General features: G+C 52.8%; 23 protein-coding genes. All 23 read left to right on the forward strand.

What is annotated here, in order from left to right; translation table 11 throughout:
* Positions 1–121: 121 nt before the first annotated feature.
* The 23 genes from RJP21_RS09420 (at position 122) to RJP21_RS09530 (ending at position 19,522) form a co-directional block, all read left to right on the forward strand.
* Positions 122–1,096 carry a polyprenyl synthetase family protein gene (locus RJP21_RS09420; RefSeq protein ID WP_310859049.1) on the forward strand — a complete coding sequence of 325 codons (975 nt, stop codon included), beginning with the start codon at positions 122–124 and terminating at the stop codon, positions 1,094–1,096.
* Between the two features lie 120 nt (positions 1,097–1,216).
* Positions 1,217–1,660 (forward strand): nucleoside-diphosphate kinase, encoded by a 444-nt coding sequence (gene ndk, locus RJP21_RS09425; RefSeq protein ID WP_160041272.1) that lies wholly within the window; start codon positions 1,217–1,219, stop codon positions 1,658–1,660.
* A complete protein-coding gene (locus RJP21_RS09430; protein ID WP_397386200.1) occupies positions 1,651–2,487 on the forward strand; it encodes a CheR family methyltransferase in 837 nt (278 codons plus the stop codon). The genes ndk and RJP21_RS09430 overlap by 10 nt, the downstream gene beginning before the upstream one ends.
* Before the next feature lie 87 nt (positions 2,488–2,574).
* Positions 2,575–2,757, forward strand: coding sequence for a hypothetical protein (locus RJP21_RS09435; protein ID WP_160041274.1), 183 nt, complete (start codon positions 2,575–2,577; stop codon positions 2,755–2,757).
* A 202-nt stretch (positions 2,758–2,959) separates the two neighbouring features.
* Positions 2,960–3,286 carry an antibiotic biosynthesis monooxygenase family protein gene (locus RJP21_RS09440; RefSeq protein ID WP_310859050.1) on the forward strand — a complete coding sequence of 109 codons (327 nt, stop codon included), beginning with the start codon at positions 2,960–2,962 and terminating at the stop codon, positions 3,284–3,286.
* Positions 3,287–3,512: 226 nt separating this feature from the next.
* Positions 3,513–4,619 (forward strand): 3-dehydroquinate synthase, encoded by a 1,107-nt coding sequence (gene aroB, locus RJP21_RS09445; protein ID WP_310859051.1) that lies wholly within the window; start codon positions 3,513–3,515, stop codon positions 4,617–4,619.
* Entirely contained in the window at positions 4,612–4,986 is a 375-nt protein-coding gene (gene aroH / locus RJP21_RS09450; RefSeq protein ID WP_160041280.1) for a chorismate mutase, read from the forward strand. Before aroB ends, aroH begins: the two co-directional genes overlap by 8 nt.
* 436 nt (positions 4,987–5,422) lie before the next feature.
* Positions 5,423–6,976, forward strand: a complete 1,554-nt coding sequence (gene trpE, locus RJP21_RS09455; RefSeq protein WP_310859052.1) for an anthranilate synthase component I — start codon at positions 5,423–5,425, stop codon at positions 6,974–6,976.
* Positions 6,977–7,053: 77 nt separating this feature from the next.
* Positions 7,054–8,094, forward strand: a complete 1,041-nt coding sequence (trpD, locus tag RJP21_RS09460) for an anthranilate phosphoribosyltransferase (protein WP_310859053.1) — start codon at positions 7,054–7,056, stop codon at positions 8,092–8,094.
* Positions 8,084–8,908: an indole-3-glycerol phosphate synthase TrpC gene (gene trpC, locus RJP21_RS09465; protein WP_310859054.1), complete on the forward strand. Its 825-nt coding sequence runs from the start codon at positions 8,084–8,086 to the stop codon at positions 8,906–8,908. Before trpD ends, trpC begins: the two co-directional genes overlap by 11 nt.
* Entirely contained in the window at positions 8,901–9,572 is a 672-nt protein-coding gene (locus RJP21_RS09470) for a phosphoribosylanthranilate isomerase (protein WP_310859055.1), read from the forward strand. The genes trpC and RJP21_RS09470 overlap by 8 nt, the downstream gene beginning before the upstream one ends.
* Positions 9,569–10,765: a tryptophan synthase subunit beta gene (gene trpB / locus RJP21_RS09475; RefSeq protein WP_310859056.1), complete on the forward strand. Its 1,197-nt coding sequence runs from the start codon at positions 9,569–9,571 to the stop codon at positions 10,763–10,765. Before RJP21_RS09470 ends, trpB begins: the two co-directional genes overlap by 4 nt.
* Positions 10,762–11,568, forward strand: a complete 807-nt coding sequence (trpA, locus tag RJP21_RS09480; protein WP_310859057.1) for a tryptophan synthase subunit alpha — start codon at positions 10,762–10,764, stop codon at positions 11,566–11,568. Before trpB ends, trpA begins: the two co-directional genes overlap by 4 nt.
* A gap of 24 nt (positions 11,569–11,592) precedes the next feature.
* Positions 11,593–12,693, forward strand: a complete 1,101-nt coding sequence (gene hisC, locus RJP21_RS09485; RefSeq protein WP_310859058.1) for a histidinol-phosphate transaminase — start codon at positions 11,593–11,595, stop codon at positions 12,691–12,693.
* A gap of 25 nt (positions 12,694–12,718) precedes the next feature.
* Positions 12,719–13,813, forward strand: coding sequence for a prephenate dehydrogenase (locus RJP21_RS09490; protein ID WP_310859059.1), 1,095 nt, complete (start codon positions 12,719–12,721; stop codon positions 13,811–13,813).
* Positions 13,814–14,463: 650 nt separating this feature from the next.
* The gene (locus RJP21_RS09495; RefSeq protein WP_310859060.1) at positions 14,464–15,057 is read left to right on the forward strand and encodes an RNA polymerase sigma factor; all 594 of its coding nucleotides are present in this window, start codon (positions 14,464–14,466) and stop codon (positions 15,055–15,057) included.
* Positions 15,054–15,650, forward strand: a complete 597-nt coding sequence (locus tag RJP21_RS09500) for an anti-sigma factor (RefSeq protein WP_310859061.1) — start codon at positions 15,054–15,056, stop codon at positions 15,648–15,650. Before RJP21_RS09495 ends, RJP21_RS09500 begins: the two co-directional genes overlap by 4 nt.
* A 45-nt stretch (positions 15,651–15,695) precedes the next feature.
* Positions 15,696–16,283, forward strand: a complete 588-nt coding sequence (locus RJP21_RS09505; RefSeq protein ID WP_310859062.1) for a histidine phosphatase family protein — start codon at positions 15,696–15,698, stop codon at positions 16,281–16,283.
* A gap of 93 nt (positions 16,284–16,376) precedes the next feature.
* Entirely contained in the window at positions 16,377–17,510 is a 1,134-nt protein-coding gene (locus tag RJP21_RS09510; RefSeq protein WP_310859063.1) for a hypothetical protein, read from the forward strand.
* Positions 17,511–17,553: 43 nt separating this feature from the next.
* A complete protein-coding gene (locus tag RJP21_RS09515; protein ID WP_310859064.1) occupies positions 17,554–18,060 on the forward strand; it encodes a gamma carbonic anhydrase family protein in 507 nt (168 codons plus the stop codon).
* Positions 18,061–18,082: 22 nt separating this feature from the next.
* Entirely contained in the window at positions 18,083–18,262 is a 180-nt protein-coding gene (locus RJP21_RS09520) for an IDEAL domain-containing protein (protein WP_036710053.1), read from the forward strand.
* A gap of 107 nt (positions 18,263–18,369) precedes the next feature.
* Positions 18,370–18,789: a DUF2487 family protein gene (locus tag RJP21_RS09525; RefSeq protein ID WP_310859065.1), complete on the forward strand. Its 420-nt coding sequence runs from the start codon at positions 18,370–18,372 to the stop codon at positions 18,787–18,789.
* 190 nt (positions 18,790–18,979) lie between these two features.
* Positions 18,980–19,522, forward strand: coding sequence for a Rieske (2Fe-2S) protein (locus RJP21_RS09530; protein WP_201452138.1), 543 nt, complete (start codon positions 18,980–18,982; stop codon positions 19,520–19,522).
* The last annotated feature ends 5 nt before the right edge of the window (positions 19,523–19,527 follow it).

Here is a 19,527-nt window from a genome sequence, read left to right on the forward strand (position 1 = left end):
CATCCGGGATTGATCTGTGCTATGATGAACTAAAACTGTTGCTGCACCAAAACATAAACTCGAATTCTGCTGCTGCAAAAAGGGAAATGCGGATTGAGAATACGCTGACACGGGTGAAAGAATGAAAAGATTAGACATATTCGGCTTACTGAAAAAAGACATGAACTATATTGAAAACGAGCTTTTTCACAGCATCGAAGGAGAGCATGAGCTCCTGAACGAAACATCGATGCATCTGCTCAAGGCGGGCGGCAAACGCTTGCGTCCCGTTTTCGTGCTGATGGGAGGCAAATTCGGCAACTACGATTTGGAAAAGCTCAAAAATGTGGCGGTTCCGCTCGAGCTGATCCATATGGCCTCCCTCGTGCATGACGACGTAATCGACGACGCGGATACCCGCCGCGGGGAATTGACGGTCAAGTCCAAATGGGACAACCGGATCGCGATGTACACCGGCGACTATATTTATGCCCGGGCCCTTATGATAGCAGCGAAGCTGGAAAAACCGCAAATCCATCAAATCCTGTCCAAAGCGATGGTGGAAATGTCCATTGGAGAAATGGAGCAAATCCGCGATTTCTTTAACACCGACCAAAGCGTACGCCGCTATCTTTTGCGTATTCGCCGCAAAACAGCCCTTTTAATCGCGATCAGCTGCCAGCTCGGAGCCGTTGCTTCCGACGCGGACGCGAAATCGTCCAATTTGCTGTACCGTTACGGCTACAATGTCGGCATGGCTTTTCAAATCCAGGATGACCTGCTCGATTTGTGCGGGACGGAAAAGCAAATCGGCAAACCGCCGGGAAGCGACATGAGACAAGGAAACATTACGCTGCCGGTTATTTATGCGCTTCAGGATGAAGAAATCCGGGAACCGCTGCTCAGGGAAATCGGATACATCCGCGAACGCAACGGGGAATGCGACGTGACCGGAGCGATTCAACTGATCAAAGCCAGCAGCGGCATATCCCGGGCCGAGGCGCTGGCGGACCGTTACATAAAAAAAGCGCTTGACGCCCTCGAGCGCCTGCCGGAAAATCGGACAAAGAGAAACTTGAAGGACATCGCCCACTTCGTGACCAAACGTTCTTATTGACGCGGCCAGGCCCGTCTCTTCCGGCGCCGATATGACGAAATTAATATCCGTCCGATTTTATATATTATAAGATTGCCATAATTAGCCTTACGACTTGAGTCAAAATAGGAGAGTGAGTTTATGGAACGAACTTTTTTAATGGTCAAGCCTGATGGAGTGCAACGTGGTTTAATCGGCAAAATCATCGCAAGACTGGAAGACAAAGGGTTCAAAATGATTGCCGGCAAGCTGGTGCAGGTATCGGAGGAGCAGGCCAAACGGCATTACGCCGAGCATGAAGGCAAAGATTTTTACGACAATCTGGTGCGTTTCATTACTTCCGGCCCGGTATTCGCCATGGTATGGGAAGGCGATGACATTATCGCCTTGTCGCGCATCCTGATGGGAAAAACAAACGTCAAGGAAGCGCAGCCCGGCACCATCCGCGGCGACTACGCTTCGCATACCCCGCATAATCTGATTCACGGCTCGGATTCGCCGGAAAGCAGCGCGCGCGAAATCGCGAATTTTTTCGAAGCGCATGAACTGGTGAAATACGACAAGACCATCTCGCCGTGGACATAAAGCAGACATTTTCGCCACCCGGAGGGGAGTCGGCCGGAACGTCCCTGCCGGACCAGGACTATTTGGCGTTTATCGAAAACGTGAAGCGAAGCACGGGCATCGATCTGTCGGAATATAAAGAAGCTCAAATGAAACGGCGCCTGACCACGCTCCGCCAGAAAAACGGGTACCAGAGTTTTGCCGCTTTCTTCGAGGCGATTTCGAAGGACAAGTCCTTATTTTATGAGTTTTTGGACCGGATGACGATCAACGTTTCCGAATTTTGGCGCAATCCGAACCGCTGGGAGGTTTTGCGGGATATTATACTCCCCGAACTTGCAAGCGGAAACAAACGGGGGCTTCGCGTTTGGAGCGCGGCCTGCTCCACGGGAGAAGAGCCGTACACGATCGCCATGATTCTTGACGGCAAAGGCCTCCTGGCCGAAACGAAGCTGGTAGCGACGGACATCGACGAAGGCGCTTTGGCGAAAGCGAAGCAGGGACTGTATATGGAACGTTCCCTCAAGGATGTGCCGCAGGACGTTGCCGCCCGCTATTTCACACAGGAAGGAGCCCTTTTCAGGTTCAGCGAGCAGCTGAAGGGAAGCATTGAATTCCGAAAGCAAAATTTGCTCCTTGACCCGTTCGAAAAAGGGCATGACCTGATCGTTTGCCGGAATGTCATGATCTATTTTACGGAAGAGGCCAAAACGAAACTGTACCATAAATTTGCGGAGGCGCTCCGGCCGGGCGGGTATTTGTTCGTCGGCAGCACGGAACAGATCTTTTCGCCGGGACAATACGGGCTGGAGCCGACCGAAACGTTTTTTTACCGGAAGAAGGATTAAAACGCGCTCGGACAGGTATAATTAAGGCTGCATGAAACGATACTATGAATGAAAGTGATCTCACTCAAGCGGAGGTTTCGTTTCAGCATGGACAAACGGCAGGTTATTACCGCGTACCGGCGCGGCTTTATCACGATTCAAGAATGCGGGCAAATTCTGGGCATTGAAGATATCCGGCTTAGCCGGATGGTGCGGGATTCCGTGGAAAGCCTGGAGGACGGACCCAAGCCCGTCGGCAGACTCACCGCAAACAGCAGCAGGGCTGAATGAAAGCCGACCCTTGTTATTTAAGGGCCGGTGTTTTTTTTATTTCAGGTGCAAAGGATCTCCCGGGAATCTCCCGCCGCCTTTAACGGGCGGCCCGCAGCGCGCGGACCATCTCATCCGGGTTCGATTTTTTATGAAAAAAACAGTTCGCTTATGATAAAATCTTTTTTTAAAGGGATTGTCATGGCGTAAGGAGGAACAGAACATGGGTAGAATCGCAAAAACGCCGACGCCCCCGTATTATGCCGTCATTTTTGCTTCGGAGCGGACCGAAGAAGATCGGGGTTATGGAAAGATGGCGGATAAAATGGTTGAATTGGCATCCCGGCAGGACGGTTTTCTTGGTATGGAAAACGCTAATGACGAGGGGCTCGGTATTATGGTTTCCTACTGGGACTCGCTGGAGGCGATCCAGCGGTGGAAAGAAAATGCAGGGCATCAGGCCGCGCAGCAGCGGGGCAAATCCGGTTGGTACCAAAGCTTCGCCCTTCGGGTAAGCAAGGTGGAAAGCGACCGGTATTTCGAAATATGAGCGGGTTAAAACGAAGCCTTTTTTGAATCAACGCGTGACAGGGGCTACCGATCAATATTATAATGGGCAAAGATATCATCGGGTTTTAGCCGTTTACCGCTTAAAAGTAACAAGGGGACTCGTGAGCATTACTTTACGTAGGGGACTCACCGTCCCCCGCTTACGGTCATGTTCAAAAGTCTTTCCGCAATTTTAAAATCGATTTTACAAGTGGAGTGTTATGCATATGAGAACGGTACATGTGGATTTGGGAGAACGTTCGTATCCGATTTATATCGGCTCCGGCCTGCTGCCGCAGGCGGGGGCTTATCTGATCAAACACGGCTTATCGGCAAAAAGCCCGCACCTGATCGTCACCGACGACAAGGTTGCCCCGCATCATCTTGACGTGCTGAAATCATCGCTTGAGGAAGCGGGGTTCCGCCTGGTCGTTTCCGTCGTCCAATCCGGCGAAGGCTCGAAATCGCTGCAGGTGTTTGAAGAAGTCATGACTTCGGCCATCCAGGGCGGACTCGACCGCAACTCTTCGGTCATCGCCCTGGGCGGGGGCGTTGTCGGGGATTTGGCCGGATTCGTGGCCGCCACCTATATGCGCGGCATCGCCTTCATTCAAATGCCGACGACAATTCTCGCGCATGACAGCAGCGTCGGCGGCAAAGTGGCCGTCAACCATCCGCTGGCAAAAAACATGATCGGGGCGTTCCATCAGCCAGAGTTCGTATTATACGACCTGAATACGCTGATGACGCTGCCTCCGCGCGAGGTTTCCGCCGGTTTGGCCGAAATGGTGAAACACGGCCTCATTCGGGATGCGGCATTTGCCTATTGGTGCAAAGACCATGCGGCGGATTTGCTTGCATTGGATCTGGATGCGCTTGGCTACGGTCTTGAACGGGGGGTCGCCATCAAGGCGGACGTGGTATCCCAAGACGAGCGCGAAGGCGGACTGCGGGCGATTTTGAACCTTGGACATACGATCGGCCACGCCATCGAAGCGGTTGCCGGTTACGGCGAATTTTTGCACGGCGAGGCGATTTCGATCGGCATGGCCGGCTCGGCGCTTTTGGCCGAAGCGCTTGGACGCGGCGGAGAATTACATAAGGAAACGACGGCCATGCTGAAAGCGTTGAACCTGCCGGTCGTTTTGCCGGATCATCTGAGCGAGGACGATTTGATGGCGGCGATGATGCATGACAAAAAGTTCAAGGAAAACACGATGGTGTTTATCGTGCCGGATGCCATCGGCACGGTCAGCATCGTAAAGGATATTCCGCAGCAACTGGTCAGAGATATTCTGAAGCAGCTTAGAAAAGGAGGAGAAACCCATGTATAACAGAGGCATAAGAGGAGCAACAACCGTCCAGCGCAACGACGAACGCGAAATTCTCGACGAGACCGTCGTGCTGATGCGGGAAATCGTCGAGCGGAATCAGATCGATCCGGAGGATATTTGCAGCGTGTGGATTACGCTGACCCAGGATTTGGACGCGGCTTTCCCGGCAAAAGCGATTCGGGAGCTTGAAGGCTGGGAAATGGTGCCCTTGATGTGCTCCGTGGAGGTACCGGTCAAAGGAAGCCTTCCGCGCTGCATCCGCCTGATGGTTCAGGTCAATACCGAAAAGAGCCAAAAGGAAATCAGACATGTTTATTTGAACGATGCCCAAAAGCTGCGCCCTGACCTCGCGGCTCCCAAGTCCTAACTTTTTTTGGGAATGCGCTTGTCAGGACAACGTTCATCCTGTATAGTTTATTACAAGGTTCAAACCGAAATCGCATGGCTGCGATTTTTGCCAGATTGAACCGGAATGGAGATTCCGGTTAATCGTGAGACGAGTAGAGTTTAGATGAGCTGAGTTGAGTATAGAAGAGCCGAGACGTTATATAATAACCGCGATGTTCGTTATGTTTGCGGGTTTTGTTTTGTACCTTCGTCATATATCCCTGCTTTGAATCTTATGCATGCAGGATACGACAAGGCCGCAAAGCTTGGAGCCCAAATGCGGCGGACGACTCTTTCCTTATACTTAATGAACGTCAAACCTCTACTTCGGTAGAGGTTTTTTTGTTGTTTGAAGCAAAAGACTCGAATCGAAACAATCACCGTAATTCCCGAAAAATGAAGGAGGGACTGAGTTTATGATGAACCCGGGCGTTGAGCAGGTCTTGAAGCTTTCCCGCGAGTACAATCTGATTCCGGTCGTGAAACGGCTGCTCGCCGATATGGAAACCCCGATCCGGATTTTTCAAAGGTACGCCGGCCGCGAATGCGCGTTTTTGCTAGAAAGCGTGGAGGGCGGCAGCAGATGGGCGCGGTATTCGTTTATCGGAACCGATCCGTTTATGATGATTTACGGCAAAAAAGGCGAAGTCGTGCTGGAACGCGACGGCCGCAAAGAAGCGGTCAAAGGGAAGCCGGTGGAGGAGCTGAAGCTGCTGCTCCGTCGGTACCGCAGCCCCAAACACGAGGATTTGCCGCCGTTTACGGGCGGGGCGATCGGATTTTTCGGATATGACCTGCTGCAGTATTACGAGAAACTGCCCGCGCATGCGGTGGATGATCTCGGCATGGACGATATCCGGTTTATGTTCTGCGATTCGGTGATCGTATTCGACCATATCAAGCAGCAAATTTTGCTTGTCGGCAACGTGCATGTCGACGCGGACGATACGGACGAAGATATTCGCCGTAAATACGCCGAGCTCGATTTCAAGCTGGACCGGATCGCGGAGCAGCTTCAAAGCCAGGGACCGCGGGAAAACGTCAACGGGCGTCCGATCCCGGCGGATATCGGGCTTGGCGACATCAAGTCGAACATGACGAAGGAACAGTACATGGCGAACGTGGAGCGCGCCCAGGAGTACATTCGGGCGGGAGACATTTTTCAGGTCGTGCTTTCGCAGCGTTTTCATATCGAGACGGAAGTTTCTCCGCTCCATGTGTACCGGGTGCTGCGGACGATGAACCCTTCGCCGTATATGTATTACCTGAAAATGCATGAGGAAATTATCGTCGGAACTTCGCCGGAAGCCTTGGTCAAGGTGGACGGCGACAGAGTGGAGACGAGGCCGATTGCAGGCACGCGTCCCCGAGGGGACGACGAGCTTGAAGACGAGCGGCTGGCGCGGGAATTGCTGGCCGACGAAAAGGAACGCGCCGAACATCTGATGCTTGTCGACTTGGGGCGCAACGACTTGGGGCGGGTCTCGAAATTCGGCACCGTCAAATGCGACATGTTCATGGAGATCGAACGGTATTCGCATGTCATGCACATGGTTTCGAACGTATCCGGTACGCTACGCGACGATAAGGACTTCTTTGACGCCTTTCTGTCTTGCCTGCCGGCCGGAACCGTATCCGGGGCGCCGAAGCTGCGGGCGATGGAGATCATTGCCGAGCTGGAGCGGGAAGCGAGAGGAGCCTATGCGGGCGCGATCGGATACCTCGGATTTAATGCGAACATGGACTCCTGCATCACGATCCGGACGATCATTTTCCGGAAGGGAAAGGCATACGTACAGGCAGGCGCGGGGATCGTTTGGGATTCGGTGCCGGAGAAGGAATACGAGGAAACGGTCAACAAAGCGAAGGCGCTGCTGAAATCGATCCGCATTGCCGAAGCGATGTTTCCGCCGGCCGCGGAGCAGGAGACGGAACGGCTGAACCAGGACTATTTTTACAGCTCGCTTTGAGCTGAATGAAAAGCGGCGACCATGAAGCGGGCGACGACGCGGATCGAAATAAAAGGACCAAAAGGAGGAGAAAAGGTATGAGTACGGGCGGATTTATCCCCACATGCTTGAACCGGTTGATCGAAGGGCGTGATTTGACGCGCGAAGAGGCCAGGCAGCTGATGACGTTCATCATGGAAGGCGGCGTGACGCAGTCGCAGATCGGCGCGGTATTGATGGCGCTGCGGATCAAAGGCGAAACGGTGGATGAGATTACGGGTTTCGCGGAAGCGATGCGGAACGTGGCGAGCACGGTCAAAGCGGACAACGAAAAACTGCTTGACACCTGCGGAACCGGCGGATCCGGCATTCATAAATTCAACATTTCGACGGCTTCGGCCATTATTTCTTCCGCGGCCTCCGTGCGGGTAGCCAAACACGGAAACCGCTCGGCATCCGGCCGCGCCGGCAGCGCGGACGTTCTCGAGGCGCTCGGGGTCAACATTCATCTCAGCAGCGAGCAGGCCAAACGCTGCCTCGACGAAATCGGCATTTGCTTTTTGTTCGCGCAGCTGTATCATCCGTCGATGAAACATGCGGCAGGACCGCGCAAGGAACTGGGCGTGCGGACCGTGTTCAATATGCTTGGACCGCTGACGAATCCGGCGGGCGCAGACCGGCAGCTGCTCGGCATCTATGACCGGAACCGGACGCAAACGATTGCGGAAGTGCTGCGGGAGCTTGGCTCTAAACGGGCGCTGGTCGTCACCAGCCATGACGGGCTGGACGAAATCAGTATTTCGGCGCCGACGCAGGTGTCGGAGCTGCGCGACGGCGTCGTTCGGACCTACCATATCCATCCTCATGACCTCGGACTCGACGTGCATCCGCTGGAGTCCGTCCTGGGGGGCGACGCGCTCCAAAACGCTAAAATCGTGGAATCGGTCCTGCAGGGCGAACGAAGCCCGTACAGGGACGTTGTGTTGGCCAATGCGGGAGCGTGCATTTATGTGGCCGGGCTCGCGGACAGCATGGCGGAGGGCGTTCACGCCGCCGCCAAAGCGATCGACGACGGAAGCGCCTATGCCAAATTACAGCAATTGATTCAAATGACGGGAGAGCTGAGTTATGTATCTTGATCGTATTGTTGTTACGAAACGGGAAGAGACGGCCAAACTGGCCGAACGTTTTTCGATAGATCAGGCGCTTGAAACCATTGAAAACATGTCTGCGACCAAAGGTTTTGCGCGGGCGCTGACCTCGGCTCGGAAACGGGATATGGGGCTGATCGCGGAAGTCAAAAAAGCATCCCCGTCCAAAGGGCTGATCCGTCCCGACTTCGATCCGGTCGAAATCGCGCGTGCTTATGAGGAAGCGGGGGCGGACTGCTTGTCGGTGCTGACCGACGAAACGTATTTTCAGGGGAAGGGAGAATATTTGCAGGCGGTACGCAAGGCCGTAAATCTGCCCCTTCTCCGGAAGGACTTTATTATCGACGAACGCCAAATTTATGAGGCGAGGCTGCTTGGAGCAGACGCGATCCTGCTGATCGCAGCCATATTGACTCCTGAGCAAATCGCTTCTTACATGAAAACGGCTGCTTCAATCGGGCTCGATTCGCTGATCGAGGTGCACAGCCTGGACGAAATGCAGCGGGTGCTGGAGCTGGACCTGGCCGAGGGGGCTTTGATCGGCATCAACAACCGGAATCTGCATACGTTCGAAACATCTTTGTCCGCAACCGAAACGCTAAGCAAGTTGGTGCCCGCAGGCGTGCCCGTCATCAGCGAAAGCGGCATTTCCGGCGTGGAGGACATGGATTATTTAAGAAAAACCGGGGCGGCGGGCGTGCTGATCGGCGAATATTTCATGCGGCAAAAGGATATAAGCTCGGCCGTTCGCCATCTCATGGGGCCTATTGCAAAGGAAGGCGGCGTATATCGTCATGGGTAAAACGAAAGTAAAAATTTGTGGACTTCAAAGCGTTGAAGTGCTAAAATCTATAAATAATCTCCCGATAGATTATATCGGTTTCGTATTTGCCAAAAGCCGGCGGCAAGTCTCCCCGATCGCGGCTGCCTCGCTGGCAGGCGCCGCCAGAAACGGCGTGAGCTCCGCCAGCCCGCGCATCGTCGGCGTATTCGTCAATCCGGACATGGGACAGCTTGAAGAAGTCATGACCCATGTCAAGCTCGACGTCATTCAGCTTCACGGCCAGGAGAGCCCAAGTTTTTGCCGGGATGCCAAGGAACGTTTTCAAGCGGAACTGTTCAAAGTCGTTTCCGTCGGTACGCAGCATCGCCCGGACGGGGATCCTGTTCGCTTCGAAGATTACGCAGGGGCGATCGACGGCCTGCTGCTTGATACGTTTGAACCCCAATACGGCGGCGGCTCGGGCACCACGTTTGCCTGGGACAAAATTCCCGCGTACCGGGAGTGGACCCGGGAGCAGGGAATTCCGTTGTTCGTGGCGGGAGGGCTGAACGTTTCCAACGTCGCCGGTTTAATCCGGGATTACACGCCGGACGGCGTGGACGTATCCAGCGGCGTGGAAACGAACGGCTCGAAAGATCTCGAAAAAATCGCAGCTTTTGTGGAAAGGGTGAAGCAGGCATGACATCATTGCCGGATCAAAATGGACGTTTTGGCGAATTCGGAGGCCGGTTCGTTCCGGAAACGCTGATGAACGCTCTGATCGAACTAGAAGAATCGTATAAGCGTTTTTCGCAGGATCCTTCCTTTCAGGAGGAGCTGGCTTATTTGTTGAAGCAGTACTCGGGAAGAGAGACGCCTCTTTATTATGCGGAGCGCCTGAGCAACCATCTGGGCAAAGCCAAAATCTATCTGAAACGCGAGGATTTGAACCATACGGGGGCGCATAAAATCAACAACGCGCTGGCGCAGGGCGTATTGGCAAAACGAATGGGCAAAAATAAAGTGATCGCCGAAACCGGAGCGGGCCAGCACGGGGTGGCAACGGCGACCGTCGCCGCGCTTCTCGGCATGGAATGCAAGGTGTTTATGGGCGAGGAAGACACCAAACGCCAGGCGTTAAACGTATTCCGGATGCAGCTGCTCGGGGCCGAGGTCGTCCCGGTCACGTCGGGCTCGCGGACGTTGAAGGATGCGGGCAACGAGGCGCTGCGCTATTGGGTCAGCAACGTGGACGACACCTTTTACATTTTGGGTTCGGCCGTGGGCCCGCACCCGTACCCGATGATGGTGCGCAACTTCCAGCGGATCATCGGGGACGAGACGCGCCGCCAAATTTTGGAGGCCGAAGGACGTTTGCCGGATCATATCGTCGCGGCTATCGGCGGAGGCAGCAATGCGATCGGCATGTTTTACCCGTTCATCGAAGACAAGGACGTGGCCCTGATCGGCGTCGAAGCCGCGGGCAAAGGCGTGGAGACGGCGTTCCATGCAGCGACAATGAGCAAAGGAACCAAAGGGGTATTCCAAGGTTCGATGAGTTATTTGCTTCAGGACGAGTTCGGACAGGTGCAGGAGGCATTTTCGATCTCGGCAGGGCTTGATTATCCGGGCGTCGGACCGGAACATTCCTACTTGAAGGAAATCGAGCGGGCCCAATACGTGCCGGTTACGGACCAGGAGGCGCTGGATGCGCTGCAGCTGCTGTGCCGCACTGAAGGCATCATTCCTGCGCTGGAATCCGCGCATGCGATCGCTCAGGTCGTCAAGATGGCGCCAAACCTCGGCAGCGACGACATCGTCGTCATTTGTTTGTCGGGACGCGGGGATAAAGACGTGGAATCCATCATGGCATACACGGGAGGGAAGCGGGCATGAACCTGATCGACCAAACCTTTTCCAGATTAAAGGAACAAGGGCAAACGGCCCTGATTCCCTTCTTGACCATCGGGGACCCCGATGTGGAGACATCGGTGCAGATCATCGCCGAATTGGAAGCGGCCGGCGCGGATATCGTGGAGCTGGGCGTTCCGTATTCCGACCCTCTTGCCGACGGACCTGTCATCCAGCGCGCTTCGCAGCGCGCCTTGAAGCACCAGGTGAACATCGCCGCATGCATGGACGCGGCCGTCCAAGCGCGTGCCGCCGGGGTCAAGCTTCCTTTCATCCTGTTTACGTATTACAATCCGGTGCTGCAGTTCGGCCTCGACCGTTTTTTTGACGAAGTAAAAAGGCACGATATCAGCGGCCTGATCATTCCGGATCTGCCGGTGGAGGAATCGGCGGAATTGATCAGGCAGGCGGAAGCCGCGGAAATTCATGTCATTCCGCTTGTGGCGCCAACCTCGAAAGAAAGAATCAAGAGCATCGTGGCGGATGCCAAAGGTTTTGTTTATTGCGTTTCTTCGCTGGGCGTGACGGGCGAACGTTCCAGCTTTTACGAAGGCGTGGAAGAGTTTATCGGCCAGGTCAAAGAATATACGGATACTCCCGTTGCGATCGGTTTCGGGATTTCAAGCCGGGAGCAAGCCGAAAGGTTTTCCCGAATCTGCGACGGCGTCGTCGTAGGCAGCGCGATCGTCCGGACCATCGAAGACACGATACCGCTTCTGCAAAATGCGGACACCCGCCAAGATGGCCTCTTGCAAATACGCAAGTTTGTGTCACAATTAAAAGCATAAACTTGCAGAAAGTGAGTGGTTATTGTGAGACCAAAATCTCAAATTGGAAATCTCCCCGTCTACCAGCCGGGAAAACCGATCGAAGACGTAAAGCGGGAGCTCGGACTGGACGAGGTCATTAAGCTGGCTTCCAACGAAAACCCGTACGGCTCTTCGCCGAAGGCGAAGGAAGCCATCGTGGCCGAACTTGAGCATATCAGCCTGTATCCCGACGGAGGCGCGGTGGAATTGACTTCCAATCTCGCGGAATTCCTCGGCGTAAACCCGGGCCAGATCATTTTCGGTTGCGGTTCCGACGAAATTATCGCACTGATCGCCCGCGCGTTTTTCGTGCCGGGGGATGAGACGATCATGGCCGACCAGACCTTCTCCGTATATAAAAGCAATGCGGACATCGAAGGGGCGGTATGCATCGAAGTGCCGCTCGTAAACGGAAAACATGATTTGGATGCGATGCTCGGAAAAGTCAACGAACGGACGAAAATCATCTGGGTCTGCAACCCGAACAACCCGACCGGCACGCTCCTGTCCGAGCAGGAAGTGACGGCTTTCCTGAATAAAGTGCCCGCTCACGTCATGGTGGTACTGGACGAAGCTTATAGCGAATACGTTACGGATCCTTCGTATCCGAACGGCATTCGCTATATCGACAAACATCCAAACGTCGTCGTCCTGCGGACGTTCTCCAAAATTTACGGATTGGCATCGCTGCGGATCGGCTACGGCATCGCAAATTCCGAGGTGATCCGTCTGATCAATCAGGTGCGAGAACCGTTTAACACGACCCGCGTAGCGCAGGCTGCCGCGAAAGCCGCTCTGAAAGACCAGGAATACATCGCCAAATGCCGCGAGGCGAACCGGGCAGGCATCGAACAGCTGCAGGCCGAATTCGACCGTCTCGGCCTCGAATATTTCCCTGCGCACGGGAACTTCATTATGGTGGATGTGCGCAAGCCGGCGGGGGAAATCTTCGAAGCGTTGCTCCGCAAGGGCGTCATCATCCGGGCCGGCCACAGCAAATACCCGACCCATATTCGGGTAAGCGTAGGTACTCCGGATCAAAATAAAGCATTTATTCATGCCCTTGAGCAAGTATTAAACATAGAAAAGGCTCATGTGCAATAGGATGCGAACAATGAAGTGAGGTACCATGACGACGAAAATCGCTATTTTCGGAGTGGGACTGATCGGCGGATCCCTGGCTCTTTGCTTTAAAGGCAAGCCGGGGATTACCGTCGTGGGTCATGCCCATCGTCCCGCATCCGTGGACAAATATATCAGTCGTGGCGTTGTCGACCAAGCCACGCTTTCGATCGAGGAAGCGGCACTGGATGCCGACTTTATTTTTTTGTGCGTGCCCGTCGGCAAACTGGACGAGTATTTGACGAAACTCAGCACGTTGCCTTTGAAAAAGGGCTGCATCATCACCGACGTCGGCAGCACGAAGGCCAGCATCGCCGCCACGGCCGCCAAGCTGTCGCTCGGGGAGGCCTATTTCATCGGCGGTCACCCGATGGCCGGATCGGAGCGTTCCGGAGTCGAAGCGGCAACGCCGCTTTTGTTCGAAAACGCGTATTACGTGTTGACGCCGCCGCCCGGCTTGCCTGAAGAGGCCTATCATTCCCTCGTGCAGCTGTTAACCTATACGCGCGCTCAAATCGTGAAGGTTGATCCTGCTCTGCATGACCGTATCGTAGGGGCGATCAGCCACCTGCCGCATATCATCGCGGTTGCCCTTGTCAACCAGGTATGCGACTACAATCAGGACAACGCCTTGTACCGGAGACTGGCGGCCGGCGGATTCCGGGACATTACCCGGATCGCGTCGAGCGATCCGATCATATGGCGGGATATTTTGCTGAACAACCGCGACGTCATGCTGCAAATGCTGACGGACTGGAACGAGGAGATTTCGACGTTCGTCCGGATGCTGCAGGAGGAAGACGGGGAAGGCATCATGCAGGCTTTCGCCAAAGCCAATGATTTCCGCAGCGAGCTTCCGGAGCGCCGCAAAGGTATGATCGCTTCGACGTTCGACCTGTATATCGACGTTCCCGACCATCCGGGCATCATCGGCAAAATCACGACCGTGCTCGGCGAAAACCGGATCAATCTCAGCAACATCCAAATTATCGAGAGCAGGGAAGACGTGCCCGGCATCATGAGGCTGTCTTTCCGCCAGGAAACGGATCTGGAGCGGGCCAAAGAACTGCTGGATAACATGGACTACAGCATATCGCTGTAGTCCATGTTTTCTTTTTTTATCCGGCCCTGGTGTGAACGACCGCGGATGCCTGATTTGGCGCGGTTTTTTTGTCCATCCGCATTGTTGAAAATCAAGTCCGAATAAAGGGTTGACAAAATGAAAACGTATACATATAATAAAAGTACAGTATGGTTTCTCTCCACTCCTATCCAAATAAATTGTTGTTCCCAGGTGAACAACGGACCGCGAATATTTCGCGGTCTTTTTTTTGTTTTTCGGCAACTTAAAACTTGTCCGACGTGTTATTTATAATAAGCGATATTTCACCGCAGAGAATTATTGATGGATCGCGCCTACGCATTTTGTTTCGAAAAAAATGAATTTTCTAGTAACCTTTTAAGAGTTTGTTCCGTCTAAGAGAATATGGACTGTTTTTTTTCGGCAGCATTCTTGCTTTAGCGCGAAAAAACGGGCGATTTGCGCACGGCTCGACTGACGGTTATACTTGAATGTGCTACAATGAGAGAGATAGTTTTGTAGAATCGTTGGGGAATTTGCCAATACATACGTTTGGATGACACGGATTGCCAACATAAATAAATGACCGCAACTTTTCAGATCCTGTTCGGTACTTATATACGACTGAATCGAACGGGGAGGTTTTGTACGGGCGAGGAGGTTACATAAAAATGACGGATTCCCAGATGATTAGGGAAATCAAGAAGGGCAACGTGGAGCTCTTTTCTGAATTAATGCGCCGTTATCAACGGAAAATTTTGGCTTTTGTTTATCATATGCTGAAAAGCTCCCACATGGAGCTCATGGCCGAGGACTTATGCTCCGAGACATTCTATAAGGCTTTTCGCAGCCTGCACTCCTTCCGGGAAGTGGATGCGTCATTCTCTACCTGGTTGTACACGATTGCACGGAATACCGTGCTCAGCGAGCTGAGAAAACAAAAAGGCGCCCATGTTCCCTTGGAGGAAAGCGGGGTGACGCCCGTTGCGCCGGCCGAGATTGCTCCGGAACAAGCCATTTTGCGCAATGAGAAGGTGGAGCTTGTACGCGAGGCCATCAACAATTTGCCGGAGAAACAGCGGTCTGCCTTGATCCTTCGGGAATATGACCAGCTCGACTACCAGGAAATAGCCGATATATTAGGACAAAGCGTCAGTTCGGTCAAATCCTTGCTGTTCAGAGCCCGATCCAGCGTGAAAATACAGCTGGAACCGTATTTTTATGAGCATCATTATGAACAATACGAAGGGATGAAAAGCAGATGACTTGCGATGAGGCTCAAGAGTTATTCGGGCTGATATCGGATTTGAATGAAAACGACCCCAAATGGCGGGAACTCGAAATGCACATCACGACTTGCAGCGATTGTGCGGCGGAGTTCGATATATGGATGGAAAGCCGCAGCTATTTTTTGGAATTGCAGGAAGAAGCCTCCGAAGAAAAAGCGGAGGAGATCAACCGGAACGTCATGGACCGGATTTACCGGGAATCTCCATGGCTCATTCCGGATCAGGGCAAGCCGTTCGACGTGCCTGCGTCGACAAGGAAACGGTTGTCGATATGGATTGCGGGTTTCGTGATGGTTTTTCTGTGCAGCTTTCTCTATTTCGTGCTTATGGATAAACCTGATGCGAAGGAAAGCGCCGAATCGGCGACCGGCATTTTGCCGACGGGGATTGCCGGAAGCGCGGAACTTAGCCATGTCAGCTACAACATCCCGGCAACGAACAGCGGCATCATCGAACCGTTTGTCGTGAGTATGGGGCCGACCCACCCGCAGTATTGGATGATTTTATCGGTGCTTGGGGTTGCGATGGCTTTGCTTTCGCTGCGGCGCCTCAGCCATATGCGCAAGTAACGTTTTTCACTTTAGGAAATAAGGCGGCGGAAGGCGGGATGAATCATGATGATCGGCCTGATCAGGCATGGCCTGACGGATTGGAACATGCTGGGCAAAATTCAAGGACGGAGCGACATCCCGCTAAACGACGAAGGGAGAAGACAAGCGGATCTCCTTGCCGAAAGATTGTTAAGAGAACCGTACGCCTGGGATTTCTTGATCAGCAGCAAGCTGTCCCGTGCGCAAGAAACCGGCAGGATCATCGCGTCCAGGTTGAACATTCCGATGCTTGCACCCGACGTCCGATTGAACGAGCGGTCCTACGGAGAGGTCGAGGGACTGACTTTGGAAGAGCGCGAAAGCAAGTGGGGGCATGACTGGAACAGCAGGGAGCTTGGGCAGGAAAAGGATGAGGAAATCACGGCACGCGCTCTTGCTTTTATGGAGGACATGGGGAAAACGTATCCCGACAAAAACATGCTGGTTGTCTCCCATGGCGGATTTCTTGCCCAGTTATACCGCGCGCTTTACAAGGACCGGTTTACGGAACGGATCGGCAATCTGTCATTGACGATTTTGGAGAAAAAGGATTTGGAATGGGTCCCTCTCCTTTATAATTGCACGCGTCATCTCCTTGACGCCAAAAAATAACCCGGACTTTGGTTCGGGTTATTTTTTTTGCCTGCGCCGAATAAAAATTGTAATAATTCCCATAATGGTAGTAAAACGGCGAGGCGATCAGAGATGAATTTAGCGGATATGCTGACATATGCGGACATCGGCCAGCTGACGACCATTGCGGAGCATTACGAATGCGAGTGCAAGCGGAATTCCAAACATGAACTGATCCAGAGCATTTTGGTTATGCTAAACCGTAGGGAATTTATCGAGCATCAGGTCAGCAGCAGCTCGGCAAAAGATTTGCGTTTTCTCAACACCCTCTTGTTTGACGGCCGGAGTTCCTACAGCCTGGAAGAGCTGCAAGCGATCATTGGGCAGTCCGCTTTTGATGCGGAGCTTCAGGACAAGCATAAAGCGGAAAGTCCCAGGGAAGCGATCGCGAGGTATAAACGGAGCGGATGGCTGTTCAACGGAATGACTCAAAGCACGAGATTTCTGTTCCAAATGCCGAATGACCTGAAGGATAGGTTTCGTCAAGAGCTCGGCGCCATGCTTCGCAAACGGGTGCTCCGAGCCGGGGAACCGGACGTTTATCGGGAAGAGCAGCATTTGTATGCAGAAGATCTGCTGCTGTTTTTACGGTATGTCCGCGATCAGGACATCGAGCTTAATCAGGAGTCCGTGATGTATCGTCGCCAACAGCAGCAAGTGATGGACATGCTGCATGTCAACGAGCCGCTGGTCGCCAAAGGCGGATGGCGTTTCGGATATGGCAGATCATTCAGCTCTTACCCAAGCCGGTTTGCTTTGCTGTACGATTTTGCATACTACAACGAGTACATTGCCGAAGACGTGGGGCGGCTTTTTCTGACTCCGAAAGGAACGGAAATGATAGACGGCGGTATGAAAGAGAGCATGGTGCAAATGTTCCGTTTCTGGTTAAGGCTATATAAACGAGCCATCCCTAACCTGACGTCATTGGTATACTGGATGAGCGAATGCGCCAAGGATTGGGTCACCGTGTCGTCGCTGCATCAGGCGATCGGCTGGTTGATCAAACCCTACTACTACGACTCCGCGGAATCGATTCTCAATGAACGCATCATGAAAATGATGCTCCATTTAGGTCTGCTGCGGATCGGAGAAAGCGGCGAGCACGGCCCCGTCGTACAAATGACGGCCTGGGGACTCCGGATCGCCGGCAAGAGCTCCGTTTTGGGCGAAGGAAAACTTCATTCGTCCATTGACAAGAGCTGAGAAAAGTTGTTAAAATCACTCCCAAAGTTAGGAGTGATGAGAAATGTTATTGCGTTACGGTCAGCATATGCCGAAGCTTCACCCTTCCGTATACGTCGCCGAAGGGGCGAAAATTATCGGGGACGTTCAGATCGGAGCGGACTCGAGCGTTTGGTACAATGCCGTGCTTCGGGGCGACATGGCGCCAATCGTGATTGGCAAGCGGTGCAACATTCAAGACGGAACCGTCGGGCACGTGAATACGGATGAGCCGCTGATCGTGGCTGACGACGTATCCGTTGGACATTCCGCCATCATTCACGGGTGCACGATAGGTAAAGGTACATTAATCGGCATGGGGGCCATTGTCCTGAACGGAGCCGAAATTGGAGAATATGCTTTAATAGGTGCAGGCAGTATCGTTACTGAAAACAAAAAAATCCCACCCTATACGCTTTCCCTGGGTTCTCCCGCAAGAGTAGTCCGCGAATTGACGGAAGCGGATTTGCAGCGAATGTACCGTACAACCCAAAATTACGTGGAGAAGGGGAAGGAGTATAGGATGTTCTAGACAATGTTTGGAGGTGCATCCTATGGATAAAATGAAAGCTACGTATGAAGTCATGTTGGGGCTGGCTGCCGAAATGGTATGGGACGAAGCGCTGCGCAAACACCGGAGCGAGGAGCTTTACCGCGAAATCGACCGCGCGCTTGCCACCGGAGACGAATCGGCTTTCCGCAATCTAACGGATGAACTGAGGTTGCTGAATTAAGCAAAAATAGAAGGCAGTCAGCGGATAAGCTGGCTGCATTTCTTTTTTTCTTCAGACAAGGCATAATATGAAATATAATGGAGAAAAATGATGGAAGGGTGAAATCGATGAAATTCAGCGAAGTGGACGAGTCGTCGTGGCAGGAGCTTCAGCCGTATTTTGACACTTGTCTCATTCCCTACACCGGATTAACCGGGAACGAAAACCCGATCGAGGCCACGGCGGCACTGGAGCGGCTGCGGGATTTCTTGGACCTGGTCGAGATTCCGTTTAAGGGGAGAATGATTACATATCCTGCGTTCCAATACGGATTGCAGCAGGAACTGTCGCTTTTGAATGAAATTTGCCGAAACGTGAAAAATGCCGGGTTTAAGCATGTGGTTGTAATGTCGGCGGACTGCAGCCTCCCCGAAAAGGATCTTCCGGATGCCGATTTGATCCTGGCGCGGCCGGCCATTCAAGCGGAGGAGGGCAAAGAATTGGCTGGGATTGTGCAGAGTGAAATTCATAAATTATGGAATTCCTGAACCTAAGAAGTAATTGTGACAGAAATTCAACAATTTATTTGGTTAATTCTTCAACTATAGAATAAAAAGATCTGGATATTCTTGACGGTCTTATAAGGCTAATATATTATTATTATGTCCTAGTAAGTCGTGTGATGATAATCATTGAAAGCACTTAAAGAATTGGTTGACAAAGGGGGTTGAAGACATTATGAGCAACCAAAATGACCACCATGAACCATCTGAGAAACCACCCGGGCGTAAAGAAATGTCCCGTCGACAATTTCTTGCTTATACTTTAGGTGGTGCAACCGCATTTATGGCTATGGGGCCTGTGCTCCCGATGGTGCGGTTTGCAGTTGATCCGATTCTGCATAAAAAAGGTGAAGGCGAATTCATTAAGGTCGTGGAAGAAAGCAAAATTACAGACGAGCCTCAGGAATTCTCTTTTGAACTCCAGCAGCAGGATGGATGGTATGCGAGCAAGGCAACATTGACGGCTTGGATCCGTAAGGATGAAAAAGGGAAGATCTATGCGTTGTCCCCGATCTGTAAACACCTTGGCTGTACGGTCGGCTGGAACAATGATAAAAATTTCCCTGACGAGTATCACTGCCCATGCCATGGCGCACGTTACAACAAACTCGGCAAGAACTTGGCTGTAGCCCCTAAACCGCTCGATACGTACAAATTGAAATTGCAGGACGGTTGGGTGTATTTGGGACAGGTTGAGCCAAATACTGAAGTGAAATAGGAGGC

It is taken from the genome of Paenibacillus sp. VCA1 (assembly GCF_031583795.1).
GTDB lineage: Bacteria > Bacillota > Bacilli > Paenibacillales > Paenibacillaceae > Paenibacillus_AQ > Paenibacillus_AQ albilobatus.